Genomic DNA, 19,780 nt, shown 5'->3' on the forward strand with positions numbered 1-19,780 from the left:
GGAAACCGGTATGGCCCACCCTCCGTGACCTGGCCGTTCCTGGATCATCCCGGTAACCGGCCCGTCACCGACCGTGTCCCCGGCCGCCCGGAAGCCACCGGCCACCGGGCACGTCCCCGCCCCCGTCCACGTTCCATTCCTGCGGCAGAACCCCGTCGCAGAACACGCAGACGAAGTCCGCCTCGCGCACGATGTTGATCTCCCGGCACGAGGGACACCGGCGGAACACCACCTCGTGTGTGAAACCGGACGGACCGCTGACACCGGCCCGGTCCAGAGCTACGGCAACAGCCGGCCATGAGCTGACGTCAGGGCAGTACCCGGTCGACTGGTTGCTGACCTCCAGGACCGCCCACCGGCGGCCCGCCTCCCGCTGAAAGCTGATCTCGCCGGCACTCAGGACCTCCTCGCCGGCCGCGCACACGACGTGCTCGCTGCGGCGCGACGCGAGACGCAGACTCCCCGCCATATCGACAACAAAGGTGAAGGGCTCGGACCACTCCTCGGCGCCCCGGTGCGACGCCCACGCGGCAAAGTCCGCCGGCGAGCGCACGCTGAACCCCTCGCCTCCCGGCCGGATCAGGCCCTTCAAGTCGACGGGCCCCACATAGCGATAACCCCGGCCCCGCATGCCCATGAAGGCCAACTTAGCCTCAACTGCCGGGCGGACCCGGGGAATTACGTGGCACCTCACCGGCCATCGAACGCGGCGGCAGACGACGGATCACCCACCGTCGAGGGAACAGCCAGTCACCACCGGCAAAGGCGCCCGCCCCAGCCCCCGATCACACCCTCACCCGATCTGGCCGCCCAAAACGCAAGGCCACCCCTGGCCCCACCCCCGGCCCGACCGACCCCGTCAAGCCCCCGTCACTCCCCGGACTCGTCCGTCTCGCCCTTGCGGCGCAGCAGGAAGACCACCAAGCCGCCGAGCGCCAAGAAGCCCACCGCGACGCCCGCGATCACCGGCGTCGCGTTCGAGCTGCCCGTCTCCGCCAGGTCGTGGGTCCGGCCCGCCGTGCCTCCGGCCGTCGCCGGGCTCGGGGCGGATTGCGGGGCGATCTCGTTGGCGCCCGCGCCCGATGCCTTCGTGCGGCAGTCGAGGACGCCCTTGAAACGCTCCGCGAAACCGTTCGGGCCCGTGATCGTGAAGTCGTACGCCTGGTCCTCCTGCAACGGGATCGTCACCGTGCGCGACTCCCCCGCCGCGATGGTGTGCTCGAAACCCATCAGCGAGAACGTGAAGTCCTTCTCGCCCCGGTTCGCGGCCGTGATGTCCAGCCCGCCCTCGGCGCAGTTGCGCTCGGCGGAGAGCGCGGGGATCGCGCCCTTCTCCGCCCAGTTCACCGTCGCCGTCGCCGAGACCGTCGACTCACTGGATCCGGCGAGGATCTGCGTCTGGCTCCCGGTGTCGGAGACGAAGGCCCGGCCCACCGGCACGCTCGTCGAGGCCTGCACCGTGAGCGCCGCCTTCCCGGCCGCGCCCTTGGGCACGTCGAAGTACAGCTCACTGCCATCGGCCACCGAGCTCACCGGCCTGCCGTCCTCGCCCACGACCTTGACGCCGCTCGCCGCCGCGTCCGCCGGCGGGTTCACGGTGACGCTGTGCGCATCGGTGCGCACCGTGACCGGACCGACCCTCTCACCGGACCGCCCGGACACGGCCGGCGGGTCGAGGATCAAGGAGGCCTTCGGCTCCCGCATGTTCCGGGCGTTCTTCTCGAGGTAGTCCGCGAGGCGCTCCGCCTGCGGATCGGTCGCCGACACCTCGACGGCGTCCGAGTGGCGCCAGATCGCCACCTGGGTGCCGGCCGCGGCATCCGCCTCGGTCAGCCCCTCGGCATCCGCCTTGCGGGCCAGCTCGTCGAGATCGTTCACCTGCGGATACGAGTGCTGCAGGATCCAACGGATCTTCCCGGCCTGCTTGTTGGCGTTCAGCGAGGTGGAGCTCCAGGAGGTCTCCTGGTACTTCGCGTCCTGCTGCGTCGGGCTGTCGACATCGATGCAGTACGTCTTGAGCATGCCGCCGCCGTCGACGGACATCTCGAAGAGCCCGGCCGGTACCGCCCGCTCCTCGCCGCCCTCACGGATGACGGCCTGCCCGAAGGTCTCCAGACCACCGAGGGTGGCGGTCGCACCACCCGGCAGCTGCGGGTTCTCCTCGGCGGCGGCCCCTGGCGCGCCGGCCAGCGCACCGGCCACGAGCAGCCCGGGGACGAGCAACGCCACAGCGAGGCGGGCGGCACCCCGGTGGCGGACGACGAACGACGTGCGTGACGCAAACAAGCGAACTTCCCCTCCGGGCAGGACCCATGAACACATGGGGGGACGGTCCCGCCAGCAGACTCAACCTCAACTGCCCCGTGAGCTACGCCCGGCATCCTAGGGATGTGCAGCATCACGCATCCCTGTCATGCGGTCCGATAACCCTTCCGACGCGCAATTGTTATCGCCGGTAACCCCCGCGACCTGCCCTTATCGACAAATCACCGCCCAACTCCCCCTGCCCTACGGCGACTTGCCGCCACCCGCAGCCCATGACCGCTGATCGCCAGGCCCCGCGGAGGGCCGGTGCAGATCCTGTGAACGCTCCGGCCGCTCCACCACGTACACCTCAGAAAGCCGGCTCCGGCTCCCGGTCCGGCAGGAATCCCTCCTGGGCGCCCCCGGCCTCACTGCCCGGGTCCCGCTCGAACTGAGGCTCCGCACTCCCCGGAGCCCCGGCGTCGCCCGACCCTGCGTCGCCCGCCCCGGCCGTCAGCGCCGGATTGGCCCGCGACACCCGCCGGAACGCGGCCGTGCCCCGCGACAGGTCATGCCCGAGCGCCAGCGCCTCGATATCGACACCCAGCACGCTCTGGGTCCCCGACACTCCGCTCTCCTGCTTCACCTTCAACCGGCCCTGGATCACCACGGGATCGCCCAGGGACACCGACGAGGCCACGTTCTCCGCGAGGCCACGCCAGGCGAACACGGTGAGGAAATTGGTATGTCCGTCCCGCCAGTCCTGCGTCGTCCGGTCGTAATACCGCGCCGTCGAAGCGAGCCGGAACCTGACCATCGCCCCGTTCGCCGTCACCCGCGTCACCGGTGCCGTCGCGACATTCCCCACGACCGTCACCAAGGTCTCGTTCATCCCGATCACCCTCCCCTGTGCGCGAATCCGCGCACGGCATGCGTACGGGCCCGCCCCGTACGGCTGCGGCTGAGACCTCCGGCGCTCCGCCGCGATCTCAGGCTGCACCGCACGGCACGAGCCCGCTTGACCCTGTGGACTACCGGCTGGTTGTGGACAACTCCGTCACCCGCCCGAGGGATCCGACGGCACCCGAACCCACCGAAAACGCCCCGGTACCGACTCCCGAACCTCCCGAACCGCCCATCACCGACGGCACCACCCCGAGCACCTTCATGTACTGCTCCCGCACCTCCCGGTACCGCAGCAGCTCCGACGCGACCGGATCGAGCACCCGCTGCCGCCCGCATGCCGCGGCCGCCTCGCGCAGCTTCCGCTCGGCCTCCTGTCCGTACCGTCTCGCAGGCCCGCGCGCGGCCATCCGGCAGGCCCACTCCACACAGGGACCGCCCACGATGCCCGCCATCATCAGCAGCACCGGAGCCGTCAGATTCGGCTCGGCGACCCCGACGACCTGCCCGAACAGCCAGATCCCGCCGACCACTTGGAGCAGCGTCATCAGGGCCTGCACCAGGACCGCCATGGGCCACCAGCCCGGCCGCGGCGGCTTGCGCGCGGGCAGCGCCGCACTCACCGCCAACTCGTCGAGCGCCTCCGGCAGCCCCTCACCGCCCCGCGCCGCGGCGTCCCGTACCGCCTGCGCCCAGGGCGCGGGAAGCCCGGCCGCCGCTTCGTCGCCGACCGTACGTACCGCCTGCTCGACGCGCTGGCGCGCCGTCGCCTCCTCGTCCACGGGCGCCGAGTCGTCCGGTGCGGCGGCGGGACCGGTGCGCTGCGCCTCGTACCAGCGCCAGAGCCTGAGCCACGGCGTACCGCACGCCTTGCTCGCCCCCCGCCGCCAAGACCGCTCGGCCGCCTCACCCGCCGCCCCCGCGCCCACCGCCTCGGAGAGCCGGTCCGTGAACTCCTCGCGCGCCCGCTCGCTCAGCCCGATCCGCCGGCCCGGCGCGTACACCGGCTTGAGCTGCCGGGCCGCCGCGTCCAGATCCGCCGAGATCCGCCGTGCGGCAGCACCCCGTTCGGCGACGAACTGTCCGAGCGCATCACGCAGTTCGCCCACGCCATCGCCGGTCAGGGCGGACAGCGCGAGCACCGTCGCACCGGGTTCCCCGTGCTCGCCGAGCGCGATCCCGTCCTCGTCGAGCAGCCGGCGCAGATCGTCGAGCACCAGGTCGGCGGAGTCCCCGGGCAGCCGGTCCGTCTGGTTGAGGACCACAAAGGTGACCTCGGCATGACCGGCGAGCGGCCGCAGATAGCGCTCGTGCAGGACGGCGTCCCCGTACTTCTCCGGGTCCACCACCCAGATCACCGCGTCGACGAGCTTCAGCATCCGGTCCACGTGCTCACGGTGTTCGACCGCGGCCGAGTCGTGGTCCGGCAGATCGATCAGTACGAGACCGGCGAGGCGAGGGTCCGGATCGGGCCCCTGGAGCGGCCGGCGCCGAAGCCGCCCGGGGATCTCGAGGCGGTCCAGGAGCGCGGCCGCCCCGTCGGACCAACTGCAGGCCAGCGGCGCGGCAGTGGTCGGCCGACGCACTCCCGTATCCGAAATGGCCACCCCGGCAAGGGTGTTGAACAGCGTCGACTTCCCGCTCCCCGTCGCACCCGCCACGGCGACCACGGTGTGCCGCTCGGACAGACCCCGCCGGGCCGCGGCCTGGTCGAGCACCCGCCCGGCCTCGGCGAGCGTCCGGCCGTCCAGACGCGTACGCGAAAGGCCGACGAGCTCACGCATCGCGTCGAGCCGGGCCCGCAGCGGCGCGTCGTAGGTCAGACCGCGCGAGTGGTACGCCTCCTCGCGCGCCCGGATCTCCTCCTCGGCCGCGACCCGGCGCGCGATCAGACCGTCGTCCCAGACGGTCTCCTCCGCCTCGGCGGCCTCCGTGACCTCCGCTTGCTCCGGGGGTTCCGTCTCCGCGGCCGCTACGGGCTCCGCGGGCTCCTGCCCGCCGGTGTGGTCAGTGACGGCAGTCATGGCGGTCACCTCTCCTTCTGCAGTACGGACAGCGCGGCGATCAACTCGGCCTGGGGTTCCGGATGGACGTCGAGGGTGTCGAGGGGGGCGAGTCGACGGTCCCGTTCGGCCTTCAGCGCCTTCTCCACGTACGAACTCAGCAGCTTGCCCCCGCGGTCGCGCAGCTTCAGGGCGCCCTGCGCCCCGATCCGCTCGGCGAGCGACTCCCCAGCGGAACGCGCCCTGCGCCCGCCGAGCAGCGCCGTGGCGAGCAGCGCTGCGACGGGCTCGGCGTCAGCGGCGCCCGACTTGCCCGAACGCGAGCTCGAGGACGGGTTGTCGAGGCCGCGCAGTTCCTCCTCGACGTACTCCTCGAGCACCCGCCGCCAGCGCCGTACGGACAGCCCGATCCGGTGCTCCGCCCCTTCGCCGTCGCTCTCGCGCGCGGTCAACTCCCCTGCCGCCGCGTCCCGCTGCCATGCCTCGTCGATACGGCGGTCAGCAGCCGAAACGGCACATACGAGGACCGTGGCGAGGCTCTCCACCACGGCGTCGAGCAGCTCGCCCGCCGTGCAGTCGAGGGGATAGGCCCGCCATCGCGCGAGCGCTCCTCCGGCCAGCACCGCACCGGCCTGCAGGCGCCCGCGCACCCGCGCCTGCTCGCTCTCGTACGCCTCGTCGACCACGGTCGTCAGACGCACCGAGGCGGCGTGCTGGGCGGCCACGGCGCTCGCGAGCTCGGGCATGCGCGAGTTCAGCGAATCGAGCAGCCCCGTCGCCGTACGGCTGAGGGCGAAGCCCCTGGCCTGCTCATCCTGTACGCGATGAGTGAGCCAGGCCCGCAAGGGCGCCACGGCCGTGGCCGGCAGCAGCCCGCCGCCACCGGTGGACTCGGGCAGCTCGGGCACGGTGAACCGGGGCACCTCGCCCAGACCGGCCTTCGCGAGCAGCGCCCCGTACTGCCGCGACACCTCGGCCACGACCTGATGCGGCACCCGGTCGAGCACGGTCACCAGGGTGGCGTCGTACTCCTTGGCGGTGCGCAGCAGGTGCCAGGGCACGGCGTCGGCGTAGCGCGCGGCGGTCGTGACCATCACCCAGACGTCGGCCGCGCAGATCAACTCGGCGGCAAGGACCCGGTTCTCGGCGACGAGCGAGTCGATGTCGGGCGCGTCGAGCAGGGCGAGTCCGCGCGGCAACGTGGCCGCGGTCTCGACCCTCAGCGCCCGCTCACCGGGTTTGGCGGTCGCGTCGCGCCCGCCCTTGTCGCTGCTCTGCGGCACCCATACGCGGGTGAGTTCGGGCAGTACGCGCAGGTCGGCGAACCAGTGGTGATCGTCCGGGTGGCAGACGAGCACCGGCGTCCGGGTCGTGGGCCGCAGCACTCCCGCCTCGCTGACCTGCCGTCCGACCAGCGAGTTCACCAGCGTGGACTTGCCGGCCCCGGTCGAGCCCCCGATCACGACGAGCAGCGGCGCTTCGGGCTGCTTGAGACGGGGCACCAGATAGTCGTCGAGCTGTGCGAGCAGCTCCTCCCGGTTGGCCCGCGCCCTTGGCGCACCCGCCAACGGGAGCGGAAAGCGCGCGGCGGCGACACGGTCGCGCAGGGCGGAGAGTGCGTCGAGCAGCTGAGGCCGTACGTCCAAGGTCACCACATGCGAAGAATGCCCAATTTTGTTTGGTTTCTGAAGGATATGGGCCCCTCTGCGCGCCGATGGTCGTCTGATCGACACGATTCGCGTACGGAGGGACGCATGTTCGCGCGCGGGGAAGGATGCATGTTCGCGTACGCGGGAACGCATGTTCGCGCGACGGAGGGACGCATGGAGGAGCGGAGCAATCACGGCGACATCGAGGCAACCGGGACGACCGTGACGACTGGGGCGCAGGCATAACGAGTGCACAACACCCGGGGCGCGAGACGCCAAAAGCGATGCAGGATTCGTACCTGCCTGCGATTATCAGAAACCGCTTCACTGAAACTCCACATCGTGCCACGGAGCAGAAGCGCGCGGGACAGGGGGCGGCGACCCCTATCCTTGTCCCCGGCAAGGTCACGGATCTCCCCCCAGTCCGCCGTCCAAGCCACCGGCCACACACCGGCCCCCGTAGCTCAGTGGATAGAGCAGGCGCCTTCTAAGCGCTTGGCCGCAGGTTCGAGTCCTGCCGGGGGCGCTGGCTCTGACCAGCACCAACGCCCCGGAGGGATCTTCTCCTCCAGGGCGTTTCGCGCGTCTGACGGCAACGCTGACGGCAACGGCTAGATCACTCCTCGCTCAGGAGCGTACCGAGCTTGTTCAGTGCCTCGCGCTTCTCGGTCATCTCAGCGTGCGCATAGATGTTCATGGTCACGTCCAGCGCACTGTGCCCGACGATGTCCCGGACGATGTGCGGCGGGACGCCGAGGCCGAGCAGGAGCGTGACACAGGTGTGCCGGAGATCGTGGAATCGGACAGGCAGACCGAGCCGCTCACGGATCGGGTAGAAGTGCCGGTTCAGGTTCCGGGGCTCGATCGGCGTACCGACGCGAGTCGTAAAGATCAGGCCCGAGTCCTTCCACCTGTCACCAGCCTCGCGGCGTTCGAGTTCCTGCCGCTCCCGGTGATCGCGAAGCGCGTCGACGCAAACGGCCGGCAGGGGCACGGGGCGTTCCGATCAGCGAGTCTTCGGCGCGGTCAGCGTCAGCTCACCGTTGACGCGCTGGAGCGCGGTGCGGATCTCCAACGAGCCACGTTCGAGATCGACGTCTGACCAGTGGAGGCCGAGCAGTTCGCCACGGCGGAGCCCGAGGTAGAGGGCCAGGACGTACGCGGCATGCAGCCGGTTGTCCTTCACCTCGGCGAGCAGCTTCCTTGCTTCGGCGATCGACAGCCCTCGTCCAACTCGGTAGCGGGGCGTCTGGACTTGAACCAGCTTGGCGACGTTGCGCTGAACGAGCTCCTCGCGGACGGCATGCTGCAAGGCATTGCGCAGCACAGCGTGCAGGTACTGGACCATGCGCGGCGACAGGTGACGATCACAGCAGACCTTGGGCGTAGCGGCACAGCACCGGCGCTTGTCCTCAGGGCGAGCCGCGTCCCTGCCCTGTGCGCAGCACTGACAGGCCTGCCGAGCCCAGTCGAGGAAGAGCCGGATGTCCTTGGCCGACAGCCGGGCGAGCTTCTTCTTGCCGAGCCTCGGGACGATGTACGCGTTCACGCACTTGCTGTAGCTGTAGACCGTCGACGGCCGGACCTTGTGGCGGACTACGTGATCGAGCCAGTACGCGAGGTAGGTGCTGAGCGACTCGGTGGTGTCGGCTGCTGGGATGTGCTGATCACTCTTCGAGAGCATCTCGGTGAGCTTCTGCCGCGCCTCATCCCATGTGCTGCCGTAGACACGGCGCCGCTTGTAGGTGCCGTCCGGCATGAGGACGTAGGCAGCACCTTCGTACCGCCCGTCCTTGCGGCGGTAGATCGTTCCCTCTCCGTTGGGGTTGCGCTTGGCCATCAGTCCTCCTCTGCGATCCGGTCGCGGATGTAGGCGTTCAGGGCGTCCGCTGGTATACGCCGACAGCGGCCATCGGTGATCGAGACGAGGCGCTTCGAGCGGATCAGGTCGTAGACCTTGGAGCGTCCGTACTTGAGTCGCGCCATGACCTCCGGCACGGTCAGTAGTTCGGCGGGGGCGGTGGTCATGCTGCGACTCCTTCCAGGGCTACTTGGTCGCGCAGGGCTTCGCGTGCGGTCTCGCGGTTGAGTTGGATGTCGCGGGCGATGGTGGCGGCGAGGGCGGATTCGCCTGGGGTGTGGCCGTGTCCTGCGTACTGCCAGTCGGCGAGGACGAGGACCGTGTCCGGCTCGAAGTCGGGCAGGCCGAGGGCCTCGCGTTCCAGCGCGGCGCGGAAGTCGGCACGGGCCTGGCGTAGTTGCCCGAGGGTGGTGGAGTAGCGGCGGGACTTCGAGCTGAAGTGGCCGCGGAAGCCGAGCATGTGAGCCCAGGCCCACAGGCGCCGGTCCGGGTAATGCGGATCGAGGCCGCGGCAGGCGGTGATCAGGCGGCGGGCGTGATCGGGGACGCCGTGGCGGTCGAGGTCGGCCAGTTCGCCGATGCGGCGGTCGAGGGTGCCTGTGTTCTCGGCGGCTTTGGTGGCGTACTTGGCGACGTAGGAGGCGACGGCCTGTTCGGTGAGGTCGGAGCCGTCACCGAAGGCTTTTACGGGGCGTACGTCAAGTTGCTGGCCCCAGCGGAAGGTGCGGGCCGGGTGCCCGTCCGCGGCCGGGACGCTGACGCTCGTGTATGCGTGCGTGGCAGCAGCGCGGATCGCACCCTCGAGCAGGGGGACGCTGGCCCAAGACGGGGGCGACGTGTCTGGTCCGTCGGGGCCATCGAGGCGGATCACGGCATGGAAGTGCACGGCGCCGCGCTTCTGGAACTCGGCGACCTTGCCGTACGAGACGCGGGCGGTGTCGGCGAGTTCGCGTTGGGTGAGTCCGGCGCGAGCGGCGATCTCACGGCGGAGCCGGTTCGTGAAGCGCATCCACAGCTCACTGGACAGGTTGTTGAAGAGGACGGTGCCCGCGTAGTCGTAGGTGGCTGGGTCCAGGGCGGTGCCGAGGGCAGGGTCTTCTGGGGTGTGCCGCGTGCCGCAGCGGCAGATGCCGCGGTCGGGTCGGTTGTGGACGGGGCCGAAGGACGGAGCGGTCAAGGTGGCGAAGACGCGAGGGTGATCGCGGACTGTGCCGGGGATGTCCCGAGCGTCGTCGCCGACGAGTCCGGCGCGGATCAGGTGGTAGGTGTCTCCGGCGTAGGTCCAGGCGCAGGACGGGCAGCGGGAGGCGCGGCGGTTGCCGCAGGCGACGCGCAGGCGTCCGCCCGGCTCGTCGGCGGTGGTGTAGTGGTGCAGGGTCTGCCCGCTGGTCTTGTCCTTGGTGAGGGTCCAGCCGGTCAGGTGGATCGGGTCGGCGCAGCCACCGGTGCGCTTGATCTGGTCTTGCCAGCGGTCGAAGCCGTCGGACCCGGCCACCCGCAGCAGGTCGCTGAGGGTGGTCGGGTCGAGGCCCGCGAAGGTCGCGGTGTTGGTCACCGGCGCCACCCCCGGCGCTGCGGGGTGCTGGCCGACGTGGAGGACGGTCCGGAGGTGTCGCCCTTGGTCTTCGACGGCCGCGGGTGGCGGTCGAGGTCGTGGCGGCGGTGGGCGTTACCGACCCTTACGGCCTTGTCGATGTCGGAGTCGAGCGGCTCGGAGAGGTCACGCGGCAGGCGGTCGCGGAAGATGCCCATCAGGCAGCCACCTCCCACGCGCTCGCGGTCGGGCGGGGCTGGACGGGCAACGTGCCGAAGCCCAGGCAGGTCGGGCAGTCGATTGTGATCGTGCGCAGGTGGCCGCGCTGGTCTCGGCCGCCGGAGGATACGGCGACGGAGGCGAAGCCGTTGCAGTAACGGCAGACCTGCGCGTGTGGGTTGACGGGGCTGGTCATGATGGAGGTTCCTTCCGGATCAGTTGGTTCGGGCAGGGACGGCTCCCGGGCGGCGGAGACTTGGCGGTTTCAGAGCCGCCCGGGGGCCGGTCAGCTTCGGGTGTCGCTGGCGAGGATCGAGCGGATCACCAGCGCGCATACTGCGAGCGAGGCGGCGGTGATGGCGACAGCGAGCAGCAGCGAGACCAGGACGGCGCCGATCACGAGGACCACGGCGGTGCCGCCGCCGACGAGGGCGAGCGCGGTGCCGGGGGTGAGCTGCACCGTGGGCCGCGCCGGAGCCGGGGCGGGCGCGGGCGGCGGGGGCTGCGTGCTTGGGATGACGGCCGTCGGCTGCACGATCGCGGGCGGGGTGATGTGGCCGGTCGGCTGGGGCATGGTCGGGATCTTGGGGCGGAACATTGGGTGATCTCCTTTCTGGGGCGCGTTACTTGACGGTGGTGTCGATGAGCGGGGCGAAGAGGCTGTCGGCGAGGAGGTAGCCGCCCAGGAGCAGGGCCAGGACGAGCCACCAGGGCGGGCGGATGAGCTTGACGCCGAGGTAGCCGACGATGATCAGGGCGAGCCAGAGCGGAACGTCCATGGCGGATCTCCCTAGTCGGCGGCGCGGCAGCGGTGGGTGCGGGCGGCGAGCTGGGCGGCCGACGAGGTGCCGTAGTCGGCGGACCAGCCGCACCGGTCGTTGGTGCACACCGCGGCGTGCTTGGTGTGGCCGTGCTGGTTGCGGTGGGTGCCGATCTGCACCGGGCCGATCCGCATCACGGAGTGGAAGAAGTCGCGGGCAGGCATGACGGGGGTTCTCCTTTCGGATCAAGTGAGTTGGGCAGCGATCGCGTCGGCCATCGGGGCCGGGACGCCAAGGCGGGCGCGCAGGGTGTCGGTGTCGATCGGCGTACCGGTGCGGACGTGGTGGTCGTCGGCGACCTTGCGGGCGTGCGCGACCAGCGCGGCCGGAACCTCGGGCACGGGGTCGGCGGCGGGCAAAGCCGGAGTCGCCTCGGGACCGGGGGCCGGGGCCGCGGGTGCCGGCACAACAGGCGGCCGGTCCTCGTTCTCGGTCTCGTGCTCGGGTGCGTGGGCGAGGAGGGTGCCGCCGAGGAAAGCGAGGGCGGGCCATCCGGCAACGCCGAACCGCAGCCAGGCCGGAGGGTGTTCGAGGTCGAGGAATCCGGCGGTGGCGACATTGGCGCCGAGCGACGCAGCCAGGGCAACCAGGAACCAGCACCAGGCCAGCCGAGACGGGCCCCCAGTGCGCAGCCGTCGCCAGGCAGCGACCAAGAGCAGGTCGACCGAGATCGGGTAGGCCCAGGCCTTCCAGCCGGTCTGTCCGGCAGCGGCGGCGATGTCGTGCAGGTGGGCGAAGGACAGGGCGCCAGCGATCACGGCCTGTACGAGGACGGCATCCAGTCGGATCGAGCGGTTCACGGGTCTTCACCTCCTTCAGTGGGTTGGGCCGAGGGCTGGGCGGGGAGCGATGTCCGGCCGCCCGGCCCTGGCGGATTCAGCCGGTGGCCTTGCCGGTGCCGAAGCAGGCGAGGCACATGCCGGTTTGCTGGCCGACGGTGCGGCGAGTACGGCCGACTCGGACCGGTCGGGAGACCTCACCGGTGCCCCTGCACGGACCGCACTTCTTCGCGGCAGGGGGCTTCCTGGGGGCCACGGTCACCACCCCTCGCCCGGGTACTCGGGACCCTCGTTCGGGTCGTAGCCGGGCGGGAACAGACCGGGCGGCGGCGCGGGCAGGGACGCGGCGAGCGACGGGCCGACCGATTCCACGAACGCCGGGTCAGCGTCGATCTGGTCTGCGTACAGGGCCAGTTGACCGAGGAGGACCACGGTGCGGGCGAAGTCCTCGCAGTGGGGGCACATGGCGGGCGTTCTCCTTTGGGCATGGCTCGGGTAGGGACCTGGCGCGAGGCGGTCACGCCAACCGATGAAGCGGGAGATCAGGCAGCGGCCGGGGCGGACTCAACGGCCGGAGCAGGAACCGGCTTCAGGCGCGGCAGGACAGGACGGAACGGGTCCAGGGCGGGCAGGTCCGGGGTGCGGTCGGCGTGCCGGTTGCAGATGTTCGCGGCCTTGCGCAGCGAGGTGTGCGGGGCCCGGATGCGGGACCAACCACCGGTCGAGTCGCCGGAGATCGCGACCCCGCGCAGGTCGGCCGGGATGGAGATCGCGGCCAGGACGGCATCCGGAGCGATGTCGCCGAAGGCCATGTTCGCGCTGGTCTCGTCGTTGACCCGGTGCGCGGTGCGGCCGGAGAGCTGGGCGCGCAACATGGTGATGCCCTTGCCGAGTTCGGAGCCGAAGCGCTGCCCGCAGATTTCCAGGTAGACCCCGGCGGCGCGGCCGAGCTGAGCCAGGCGCACCAGGGCGGTGATGATCCGGTCTCGGCGCTTTTCCTGATCACGGTTGGCGAACAGGGCCAGTTCGGCCACCTCGTCCACCAGGAGCACGATCGGAACGGGGCGCAGGTCTTCGGGCAGGTCCCAGATGTCGGCGGCGATCTCCGCATCCGGGATGGCAGAGGCGACGCCCTGATGGGCGCGTATGAGCTGGTAGACGCCCTCCATGTGCTCGACCAGCGCGTCCAGGAGATCGGCGGCGGTGTCGGGGTTGTCCGCGAGGGCGGAGAAGCGGCGGGCGAGCGGGAACAGTTCGACGCCCTGTTTGCAGTCGATGCCGACCAACGCCACATCGCGCGGGGCGAGTTCGGTGACCAGGTTGCGCAGGTACACCGACTTGCCGGACTCGGTGGCGCCGAGGGTGAGGGCGTGCGGGATGGCCCGGTAGTCGCGGTAGTGCACCGCACCGTCTTCGCGCAGCGCGACCGGGATGCGCATCGGCGCCGGGTCGGTCTTGGCGGGCATCTGGACGCGTTTGAGCACGTCGTAGCCGGTCATCCGGATCTCGACCACGCCCGAGCGCAGTTCGCGTGAGGTGACGCCGTACAGGCCGAAGGAGTGCCGGAGCCGGTCCGTGGAGGCAGCCACGTCGAAGGCGTCCTGTCCGGGCCGAAGCTTGATCCGCAGGGCCAGGCCGGTCCTCGTGGGCCGCAGGCGCAGGATGCGCGGTGCGCGAGGGCCGGGCATCTCCTGGTTGGTCATCCTGGCCAGGCGCACGCGCCAGCGAGCGGGCGGGGCCGTGAGGCCGCAGGCGTCCATCACTGAGCCGTAGCGGATTAGGACGCGGAGCGCGGCGAGCGTGACGCCGAAGGTTAGCCAGTACCAGGCGGGGCGCCGCCATCGCAGAATCAGCGCGGTGGCAACGACCAGCAGCAGCGTGACCGTTAACTCGGGCATGATCAGGCCGCCTTCGGCTTCGAGGCACCAGCGACAAGCGAGGTCACGGCGACCGCGCGGAACGAGATGCCGTGCCGCTTGCCGTTGCCGAAGTCGTTCTCCCACGGACGGGCGGTCAGGCCCGTGAGCGCGACGGGCGTACCCATCACCATCTCACCGGAGATACCCGGCTCGGGAACCACGACGGACAGCAGCTCAACCTCATCGTTCGCGGCGAACATGACCTCCACGGTCATGAGCGTCGCGCCGGTCTCCATGTCGGTCGCAACCTCGCCGGAACGGCGGTCCTTGATCTTGGGCTGCGGGGGCTTGGCCACCATCACGGAGGCAGCGGAGGTGTCGACGGGGATCTGACGCACAGTGGATCACTCCTCTAGATGAGTCAAACTCAGGCACTCATGTACATGAGTGATGTGAACAAGAGTTACCCTCTCCTATACATGAGTCAACCCGCCAAGCCGAAGATTCTTGGCGGGCCACTGCGAGTTGACGGAGCGTCAGTCTGTAGCGGGGATCCGGTAGTCGAGAACGAACTGGTCAGCGGCCATGATCGTGTCGCACACCTCGACCACGCGCCCGGTCGTTGTCACGGCATTGCGCGTCAGGTGGATCACGGGCGAACCAGGGCTGAGGCTCAGCGCGGTGGCTTCTTGCTTGGTGGCCAGTCGTGCACGCACGGTCTCGGTGTACTCGGCGAACTCGTGCCCGTGCTCTTCGAGTCGGGCATAGATACCGCCACCGCCGGGGTTCTCCTCGAACAGCTCGGGGATGTCCCTTGCGACGTCCCACGGCAGGTACGACGTCGCTTCCTCGGTCGGCGTGCCGTCGCTGAAGTAGAGGCGACGCCGGGCCAGAACCTTGGCGCCCTCCTTCACTGACAGCCGTTCGGCGATCTCTGCCGGGGCCGAGACCGGGCCAACCGACAGGACTCGCACGGTCGGCTTCACCCCGGCCTGCTCGGTCTCCGCGATGTAGGCCGCTTTGCCGGCACGGCGGTGCGAGCGACGGAAGCGATCAGAGGACTTCCGGGTGACCGGCGGCCGGGACTTCACGAACGAGCCCTTGCCGTGGTGGGTCTCAACCAGGCCCGCGGCCCGCAGTTCGGCGATGGCCTTGCGCACGGTCCCCGACGAGACCTTGTAGCGGTCCATGAGCTGAGCTTCGCTCTCTACCTCGGAGGCAGGCGCGAGCACACCGGTCCTGATCTGCTGCTCGATGTCGTCAGCGATCTGGAGATACCGGGGCTTCCCCGTTTTTGCTCCTACTGCACTCGTCATAGTCCTTGCCTGCCTCCTATGCTCCTCTACATGAGTAACAGTGCCCACGACGAAAGGTCAACGCCGCGCCACTCTGTGTCCGTAGCGGGCGCGGTCGTGCGGGAGGACGGCCGCATTCTGGCGATCAGGCGTGCGGACAACGGGACTTGGGAGCCTCCGGGCGGAGTCCTGGAGCTGGCCGAGCAACCCGAAGAGGGTGTTCGTCGCGAGGTGTACGAGGAGACCGGCATCAAGGTCGAAGTCGAGCGCCTCACCGGGGTCTACAAGAACACCGCCAGAGGCATCGTGGCCCTGGTGTTCCGCTGCCGCCCCGAAGGCGGACAGGAGAAGCTCTCAGACGAGTCCATCGCCGTTGACTGGCTGACTCCGGCAGAGGTCGCCGATCGCATGGGCGAGGTCTACTCAGTACGAGTGCTCGACGCCCTTCGAGAGCACGGGCCTTACGTCCGGTCGCACGACGGACGCACCCTGAACCCGGCGCGGTAGGAGTTTCTCTACTTCATCAAGGCGGCTCGCTCCGCTCCCCGCGCGCGGCCCGGCCCCCGGCCGGGCCTGCGCTCCTGTCTCCGCCCCGCTCCAGCCCGGCCAGCGCCCGTGCCGCGCTCAAAGCATGCAGCCACCTGATGCCAGAAAGGGGTACGTCGTGGCTGGGGCGGTCGGCTCCACGGCTTTACGCAGCCACTTTGGCGCGAGCCTCGAAGATCATGGCCCCAACGTCGTGCTTTAACGGGCAGGTCCATAGACTGCCCGACGCGCCGGAAGCTTACGGGGCCATGATCACTCGCGCCAAAGCAGCGCCACCCCAAAGCCGCTCCACCGACCTCGCATTCTCTCCTCAGGTTTTTCGCCGGTATTCCTCGTTCGCTGCGGCATTTGAAATCTGACTTCTCACGTCTTTCAAGATCACCAATACGCGATCCCTGATGTCGATCCAGTCGGACAGGCTGACATATTCCTCGCGGCCGTGCGCGATATCATTACGATGCCTCAGCAGGCGCTTGTCGATCGTGGACTGGTAGATCTCGTGACGGCTTGCGTCGCAGCCGATTGAATGCATGATGTCCGCGAAAACCTCAAACTTCAAGTTCGATCGGGTGCGAATCGTTGAAGAAACATAAGGAAGATTAGCGGGTAGAGTATCGGCCTCCCTTAGCAAATCGACAATCGCCGTATGCGCGGAAGAGTTTTTCGAGGCCTCACCCCGACCTAGCTGCGACCTAAGAGCAACGGCTGCGATCTCGGACCGCAATTCGTTTACCTTGAGTCCTTTTCTGCTTATGTACTCAAGATAGGCGCGAGCGCCCTCTTTTACGTAGCCCTCCCAGTGAGCATAGACAAGGGCCAGGCCCCCGCGGAGTACCCCGGCGACCTGGTGGGCCCGACACGATGAAGCAACCTGCTCCCAGAGCTGCATCTCGTGGGTCCGCCATTTGAGGTCTTCCGTCAACGACGACTCAAGATGATCAATCGTGCGGATGGTGGTCATCGTCAACTCGCCACAAAGATTCGACCACCCACAGGGCCCATCATCGGCACGCGCGATGTAGCACGTACGCCAGCGCCCGAGTACTTCCGGAACTGCTCGTCGTTCCAGAGTTCAGAGAGCTTAGCGCGTAGCAAAGATTCCTGGGCGCTCCGCTCCAAGGCTTTCCAGCCATCGATATTCTGAGCAACACCGAGAGTCACCGCTTCAAAAGCGGATACACTAAACGCCCCTGAAGGTCGCCCCTTGCGGACGTCGTAACGCCGGAAAATATCTGGACCCAACGAGGAAAGCACCTCGAATACGTTCTCAAAAACTACCTGCTGCTCCGCGGAGTTGAAGTCCGGAGAAACAGCCATTTCTAGAACCTGATCCGAAAGGAAGGTGTCCATGTCGGCGAAGCTCTTTAGCTGTGACGAGGTGGCGTTTCGCAGGACAAAGAATCGAGTTGCTAGCTCCAAGTCGTACTGCTCGGAGATCTGCCTACCAGTGAGCGGGGTGCACTCCGAGAAGGGCCCTTCTGAGCGCAGGCGATCCAGCCATTCGAAGAAGCTAGAATTGATCATCAGCAATTGAGCGGTCCTGACCTCTTGCGGAGAAGTCGGGACGCCACCGCTGTTCAATCTGTCGAAGAGTTCATATTTGACGCGGTCGTCAGATTCACGCAACAGAATCCTGAAATCCAGGCGCGCTCGCTTGAAGTGGATTTTCAGCTCAGGGGAGAAGTGTGGCGCGTCGGTTGCGAAGGTCATCCCTTCCAGGGAGGGTAGATACTTGGTCTTGGTTAGCTTGCTCGGCGGGTAAACCTCGCCCGTACTTTCGTCTCGAAGCTCCCCCATAAACGACAGGATTGTCGATAGTCGCTGAAGTCCGTCAACAACCTCCCACACGCCGTCTTCTCGCTGCGCGACGAAGATAGTGGGGAGTGGAATGTCCAACAAAATTGATTCGATCAGACGAGACTGCTTCTCGATAGGCCATCGGAACAGCCTTTGATACTCGGGCCTGATTTGAATTTCTTTGTCGCGGTAAAGGTTTATAACTTCACCGATCGACATCGTGTAGCCGTCTGATCGAATATTCTGACGGCTACTTTCAACTTCTTCAAGAATGCCCATTGGTTGTACCTCCTCGGCGGCGGGTAGACAGGGACGCAACGGTACCTCCCGACTTCGGTGCTAGAGGGGCGTAGTAGCGAAGATGTCTGCGGCACCACACGCAAGAACCTCGGCCGCGACTGCGGCGGCTCACAGGCTGGACTGTGTCTGCCTCCGGACGACGACGGCACACTGTTCTGTGGCTCAGCCAGCTGCGCGCCGGCATCACCAGACTCGCTGTGCGGCTGCGGGTGCCAGGGCGTCAATCACGGGATGGGCGAGGAGGTATTGAAGGCGCCGCTGCCTGACGCACCAAACTGGTCCTATGCTCCGGCGCCCGTGCGGCGGCCAGGATCCGGCAGCGTGGAGATCGATGGCATGCATCGGCGCATCGCCGGCCGAAGCCCGTACATCCGACATGGCGTACGCGTTCGCCCCCCGTCAGACGCATGGACAGCTTAGGACGACGCGGACGCCTGATGAGATAGAAGGGGAGTTGGTGGCAGAAAAGGAAGCGGTGGCCTCCGTCGTGGCGCAGTTCGCTGACCATGTGCAGTGGGTGCGGGAGTGGCCGGACAAGCCGACCTGGCGTGACCGCCTCCGCCGATGGGTGCTACCCGAGTCGTACCGCTTCGACGGATCCGCCACACCGCCGAGACCCTGGGTCGACCGGCCCGCAGGGCACTACGAGCGGACAGGCTGGCGCATCCGAGCGGCCTACTACAGATCTGACCTGGCTTTCGATGTCGAGTACCTGGTGTGCGATCAGTGCAAGATCGGCTGGGTCGAATCGCCCTACACATACGACGGCTACAAACGCTGCGGCCTGGCCTCGGCCGCTCTCCGGTCTCTGCGCCGAGCCTATCCCGGGCTCCAGTGGCACACGGGCGGCGGACACTTCCGCGAGTCCGAACCCTTCTGGGAATTCGTCAGTGTGGATGTTCCCGGGGGGTACACCCGGCGGGAAAGGTGTCATCACGTGGAACCACACCGCGCGCGGTGAGCCCTCTCGGCAGAAGCCACGGGACGATCACTCGCTCGTCTCCTGCCCCCAGCGCTTGGCCCCGCCCGTCGATCCAGGGCGGCTCCACCACCTCCGCCGTCTCAGTTTCCGTCTCATTCACCACCGTTCGCTGACGTTCATGCCAGACCGCAACCCCACTCCCGCACCCAGACCAGCCGCCCATGAACGCAGGTGAACGCCCCCGCACGCACCCCGCCTCCCCACCACCACAGTTGGAACGCGTGTTGGGGGTGCGGGAGTGCGAAACACGACGACCTGTAGCAGCCGCGTCAGGATCTGAGGAGTTGCCGCCAATGTCGGCGAAGAAGCTCGCCACAGCCCGTTGCTACGCTAGAAGTCTTCCGTGCGTAGTCTCCTGCAAAGGCTCGTCGAGAGCCGTGCGTGGCGGGTTGCTCGGGTGGTGGCCTACTCCCTGGGAGGTCTTATCGGCGTGGGGATCTTCGTCGTCCTCCCGGTCACAGCCCAATTCAGTGGGTGGAACGATGATGACGAGGATCCGCCCGTCAGTTCTGGGACACCATCCGCCACGTACACGCCAGTTCACTGGACGTATCAGGGCTATGAGTGCGCAGACGGGTGGCCGTCAGACTCCATCGGTCGGCAAGGAGCTTGCAGCTATCACGGAGGCGTCGTCTCCGTTTTTGAAGGAGACGACGGAACAGTCCTCAGGTGCGGGGACGATGAGCACACTCCTCGCCCAGACGAACAGCAGCAACAGATCGAAGACTATGGGCGCGTAGTCTGCGTGTTCAGGTGACTCCAGCTTCTAACGCGGGCGACCACGGCCGCACCACAAGCGCACCAGATCGAGCGGGGAACAGCGGGGAACCACGGTGAAAGCAGCCCAGGCCGACAGAGCAACCGCCACGCTGTTCGCACAGGTCAGTGCCCAAGCAAGCCCCAAGTGCCCGCAGCTTCCCAAGCTGCTCACCGTCGGCCGTCGCTGCTCGCTCTGGTCGACGGCATTGGCAGGCATTCGCCGTCGCTG

The 19,780-nt window shown here is 68.2% G+C and carries 23 protein-coding genes and 1 tRNA gene; 3 read left to right on the plus strand and 21 right to left on the minus strand.

Annotated elements, in window-relative coordinates:
• Positions 1–64: 64 nt before the first annotated feature.
• The 5 genes from ABT367_RS18460 to ABT367_RS18480 all read right to left on the minus strand — a co-directional run bounded on the left by ABT367_RS18460 (position 65) and on the right by ABT367_RS18480 (position 6,805).
• Positions 65–637 carry a hypothetical protein gene (locus tag ABT367_RS18460; RefSeq protein WP_352254138.1) on the minus strand — a complete coding sequence of 191 codons (573 nt, stop codon included), beginning with the start codon at positions 635–637 and terminating at the stop codon, positions 65–67.
• 233 nt (positions 638–870) lie between these two features.
• Entirely contained in the window at positions 871–2,286 is a 1,416-nt protein-coding gene (locus ABT367_RS18465) for a Cys-Gln thioester bond-forming surface protein (RefSeq protein WP_352254139.1), read from the minus strand.
• Positions 2,287–2,614: 328 nt separating this feature from the next.
• Complete coding sequence (locus ABT367_RS18470) at positions 2,615–3,136, minus strand: single-stranded DNA-binding protein (RefSeq protein ID WP_352254140.1); 522 nt, start codon at positions 3,134–3,136, stop codon at positions 2,615–2,617.
• 139 nt (positions 3,137–3,275) lie between these two features.
• Positions 3,276–5,171, minus strand: coding sequence for a YfjP family GTPase (locus tag ABT367_RS18475; RefSeq protein WP_352254141.1), 1,896 nt, complete (start codon positions 5,169–5,171; stop codon positions 3,276–3,278).
• Positions 5,172–5,176: 5 nt separating this feature from the next.
• Positions 5,177–6,805, minus strand: coding sequence for a dynamin family protein (locus ABT367_RS18480; RefSeq protein WP_352254142.1), 1,629 nt, complete (start codon positions 6,803–6,805; stop codon positions 5,177–5,179).
• 447 nt (positions 6,806–7,252) lie between these two features.
• On the opposite strand from ABT367_RS18480, the gene ABT367_RS18485 reads away from it, so the two are divergent.
• Positions 7,253–7,325: transfer RNA gene (locus ABT367_RS18485), tRNA-Arg, on the plus strand.
• Between the two features lie 90 nt (positions 7,326–7,415).
• On the opposite strand, the gene ABT367_RS18490 is transcribed toward ABT367_RS18485, so the two are convergent.
• The 14 genes from ABT367_RS18490 to ABT367_RS18555 all read right to left on the minus strand — a co-directional run bounded on the left by ABT367_RS18490 (position 7,416) and on the right by ABT367_RS18555 (position 15,188).
• Positions 7,416–7,793 carry a tyrosine-type recombinase/integrase gene (locus ABT367_RS18490; protein ID WP_352254143.1) on the minus strand — a complete coding sequence of 126 codons (378 nt, stop codon included), beginning with the start codon at positions 7,791–7,793 and terminating at the stop codon, positions 7,416–7,418.
• 12 nt (positions 7,794–7,805) lie between these two features.
• The gene (locus ABT367_RS18495; protein WP_352254144.1) at positions 7,806–8,639 is read right to left on the minus strand and encodes a tyrosine-type recombinase/integrase; all 834 of its coding nucleotides are present in this window, start codon (positions 8,637–8,639) and stop codon (positions 7,806–7,808) included.
• A complete protein-coding gene (locus ABT367_RS18500) occupies positions 8,639–8,827 on the minus strand; it encodes a helix-turn-helix transcriptional regulator (protein ID WP_187819876.1) in 189 nt (62 codons plus the stop codon). The genes ABT367_RS18495 and ABT367_RS18500 overlap by 1 nt, the downstream gene beginning before the upstream one ends.
• The gene (repSA, locus tag ABT367_RS18505) at positions 8,824–10,215 is read right to left on the minus strand and encodes a replication initiator protein RepSA (protein WP_352254145.1); all 1,392 of its coding nucleotides are present in this window, start codon (positions 10,213–10,215) and stop codon (positions 8,824–8,826) included. Before repSA ends, ABT367_RS18500 begins: the two co-directional genes overlap by 4 nt.
• Positions 10,212–10,412, minus strand: coding sequence for a hypothetical protein (locus tag ABT367_RS18510; RefSeq protein WP_352254146.1), 201 nt, complete (start codon positions 10,410–10,412; stop codon positions 10,212–10,214). Before ABT367_RS18510 ends, repSA begins: the two co-directional genes overlap by 4 nt.
• A complete protein-coding gene (locus ABT367_RS18515) occupies positions 10,412–10,609 on the minus strand; it encodes a hypothetical protein (protein WP_352254147.1) in 198 nt (65 codons plus the stop codon). Before ABT367_RS18515 ends, ABT367_RS18510 begins: the two co-directional genes overlap by 1 nt.
• A gap of 90 nt (positions 10,610–10,699) precedes the next feature.
• On the minus strand, positions 10,700–11,011 hold the full coding sequence (locus ABT367_RS18520) for a SpdD-like protein (protein WP_352254148.1): 312 nt from the start codon (positions 11,009–11,011) through the stop codon (positions 10,700–10,702).
• Positions 11,012–11,036: 25 nt separating this feature from the next.
• Positions 11,037–11,192 (minus strand): hypothetical protein, encoded by a 156-nt coding sequence (locus ABT367_RS18525; RefSeq protein WP_352254149.1) that lies wholly within the window; start codon positions 11,190–11,192, stop codon positions 11,037–11,039.
• Between the two features lie 11 nt (positions 11,193–11,203).
• Complete coding sequence (locus ABT367_RS18530; protein WP_352254150.1) at positions 11,204–11,398, minus strand: mobile element transfer protein; 195 nt, start codon at positions 11,396–11,398, stop codon at positions 11,204–11,206.
• A 21-nt stretch (positions 11,399–11,419) separates the two neighbouring features.
• On the minus strand, positions 11,420–12,034 hold the full coding sequence (locus ABT367_RS18535; RefSeq protein ID WP_352254151.1) for a DUF2637 domain-containing protein: 615 nt from the start codon (positions 12,032–12,034) through the stop codon (positions 11,420–11,422).
• Positions 12,035–12,271: 237 nt separating this feature from the next.
• Entirely contained in the window at positions 12,272–12,478 is a 207-nt protein-coding gene (locus ABT367_RS18540; protein ID WP_352254152.1) for a hypothetical protein, read from the minus strand.
• Positions 12,479–12,555: 77 nt separating this feature from the next.
• The gene (locus ABT367_RS18545) at positions 12,556–13,911 is read right to left on the minus strand and encodes an FtsK/SpoIIIE domain-containing protein (protein WP_352254153.1); all 1,356 of its coding nucleotides are present in this window, start codon (positions 13,909–13,911) and stop codon (positions 12,556–12,558) included.
• A gap of 2 nt (positions 13,912–13,913) precedes the next feature.
• Positions 13,914–14,270: a hypothetical protein gene (locus tag ABT367_RS18550; protein WP_352254154.1), complete on the minus strand. Its 357-nt coding sequence runs from the start codon at positions 14,268–14,270 to the stop codon at positions 13,914–13,916.
• Between the two features lie 138 nt (positions 14,271–14,408).
• The gene (locus ABT367_RS18555) at positions 14,409–15,188 is read right to left on the minus strand and encodes a GntR family transcriptional regulator (RefSeq protein WP_352254155.1); all 780 of its coding nucleotides are present in this window, start codon (positions 15,186–15,188) and stop codon (positions 14,409–14,411) included.
• Between the two features lie 18 nt (positions 15,189–15,206).
• On the opposite strand from ABT367_RS18555, the gene ABT367_RS18560 reads away from it, so the two are divergent.
• Positions 15,207–15,674 carry an NUDIX domain-containing protein gene (locus tag ABT367_RS18560; protein ID WP_352254156.1) on the plus strand — a complete coding sequence of 156 codons (468 nt, stop codon included), beginning with the start codon at positions 15,207–15,209 and terminating at the stop codon, positions 15,672–15,674.
• A 349-nt stretch (positions 15,675–16,023) separates the two neighbouring features.
• Here ABT367_RS18560 and ABT367_RS18565 read toward each other — a convergent pair whose 3' ends face one another.
• Both ABT367_RS18565 and ABT367_RS18570 read right to left on the minus strand, forming a co-directional pair.
• Entirely contained in the window at positions 16,024–16,674 is a 651-nt protein-coding gene (locus ABT367_RS18565; protein ID WP_352254157.1) for an MAE_28990/MAE_18760 family HEPN-like nuclease, read from the minus strand.
• A gap of 2 nt (positions 16,675–16,676) precedes the next feature.
• A complete protein-coding gene (locus ABT367_RS18570; protein ID WP_352254158.1) occupies positions 16,677–17,789 on the minus strand; it encodes a DUF262 domain-containing protein in 1,113 nt (370 codons plus the stop codon).
• A gap of 478 nt (positions 17,790–18,267) precedes the next feature.
• Here ABT367_RS18570 and ABT367_RS18575 point away from each other — a divergent pair, with 478 nt between their 5' ends.
• Complete coding sequence (locus ABT367_RS18575) at positions 18,268–18,771, plus strand: hypothetical protein (protein WP_352254159.1); 504 nt, start codon at positions 18,268–18,270, stop codon at positions 18,769–18,771.
• Positions 18,772–19,780: the final 1,009 nt, after the last annotated feature.

This window comes from Streptomyces mesophilus, assembly GCF_040300965.1.
GTDB classification, from domain to species: domain Bacteria; phylum Actinomycetota; class Actinomycetes; order Streptomycetales; family Streptomycetaceae; genus Streptomyces; species Streptomyces mesophilus_A.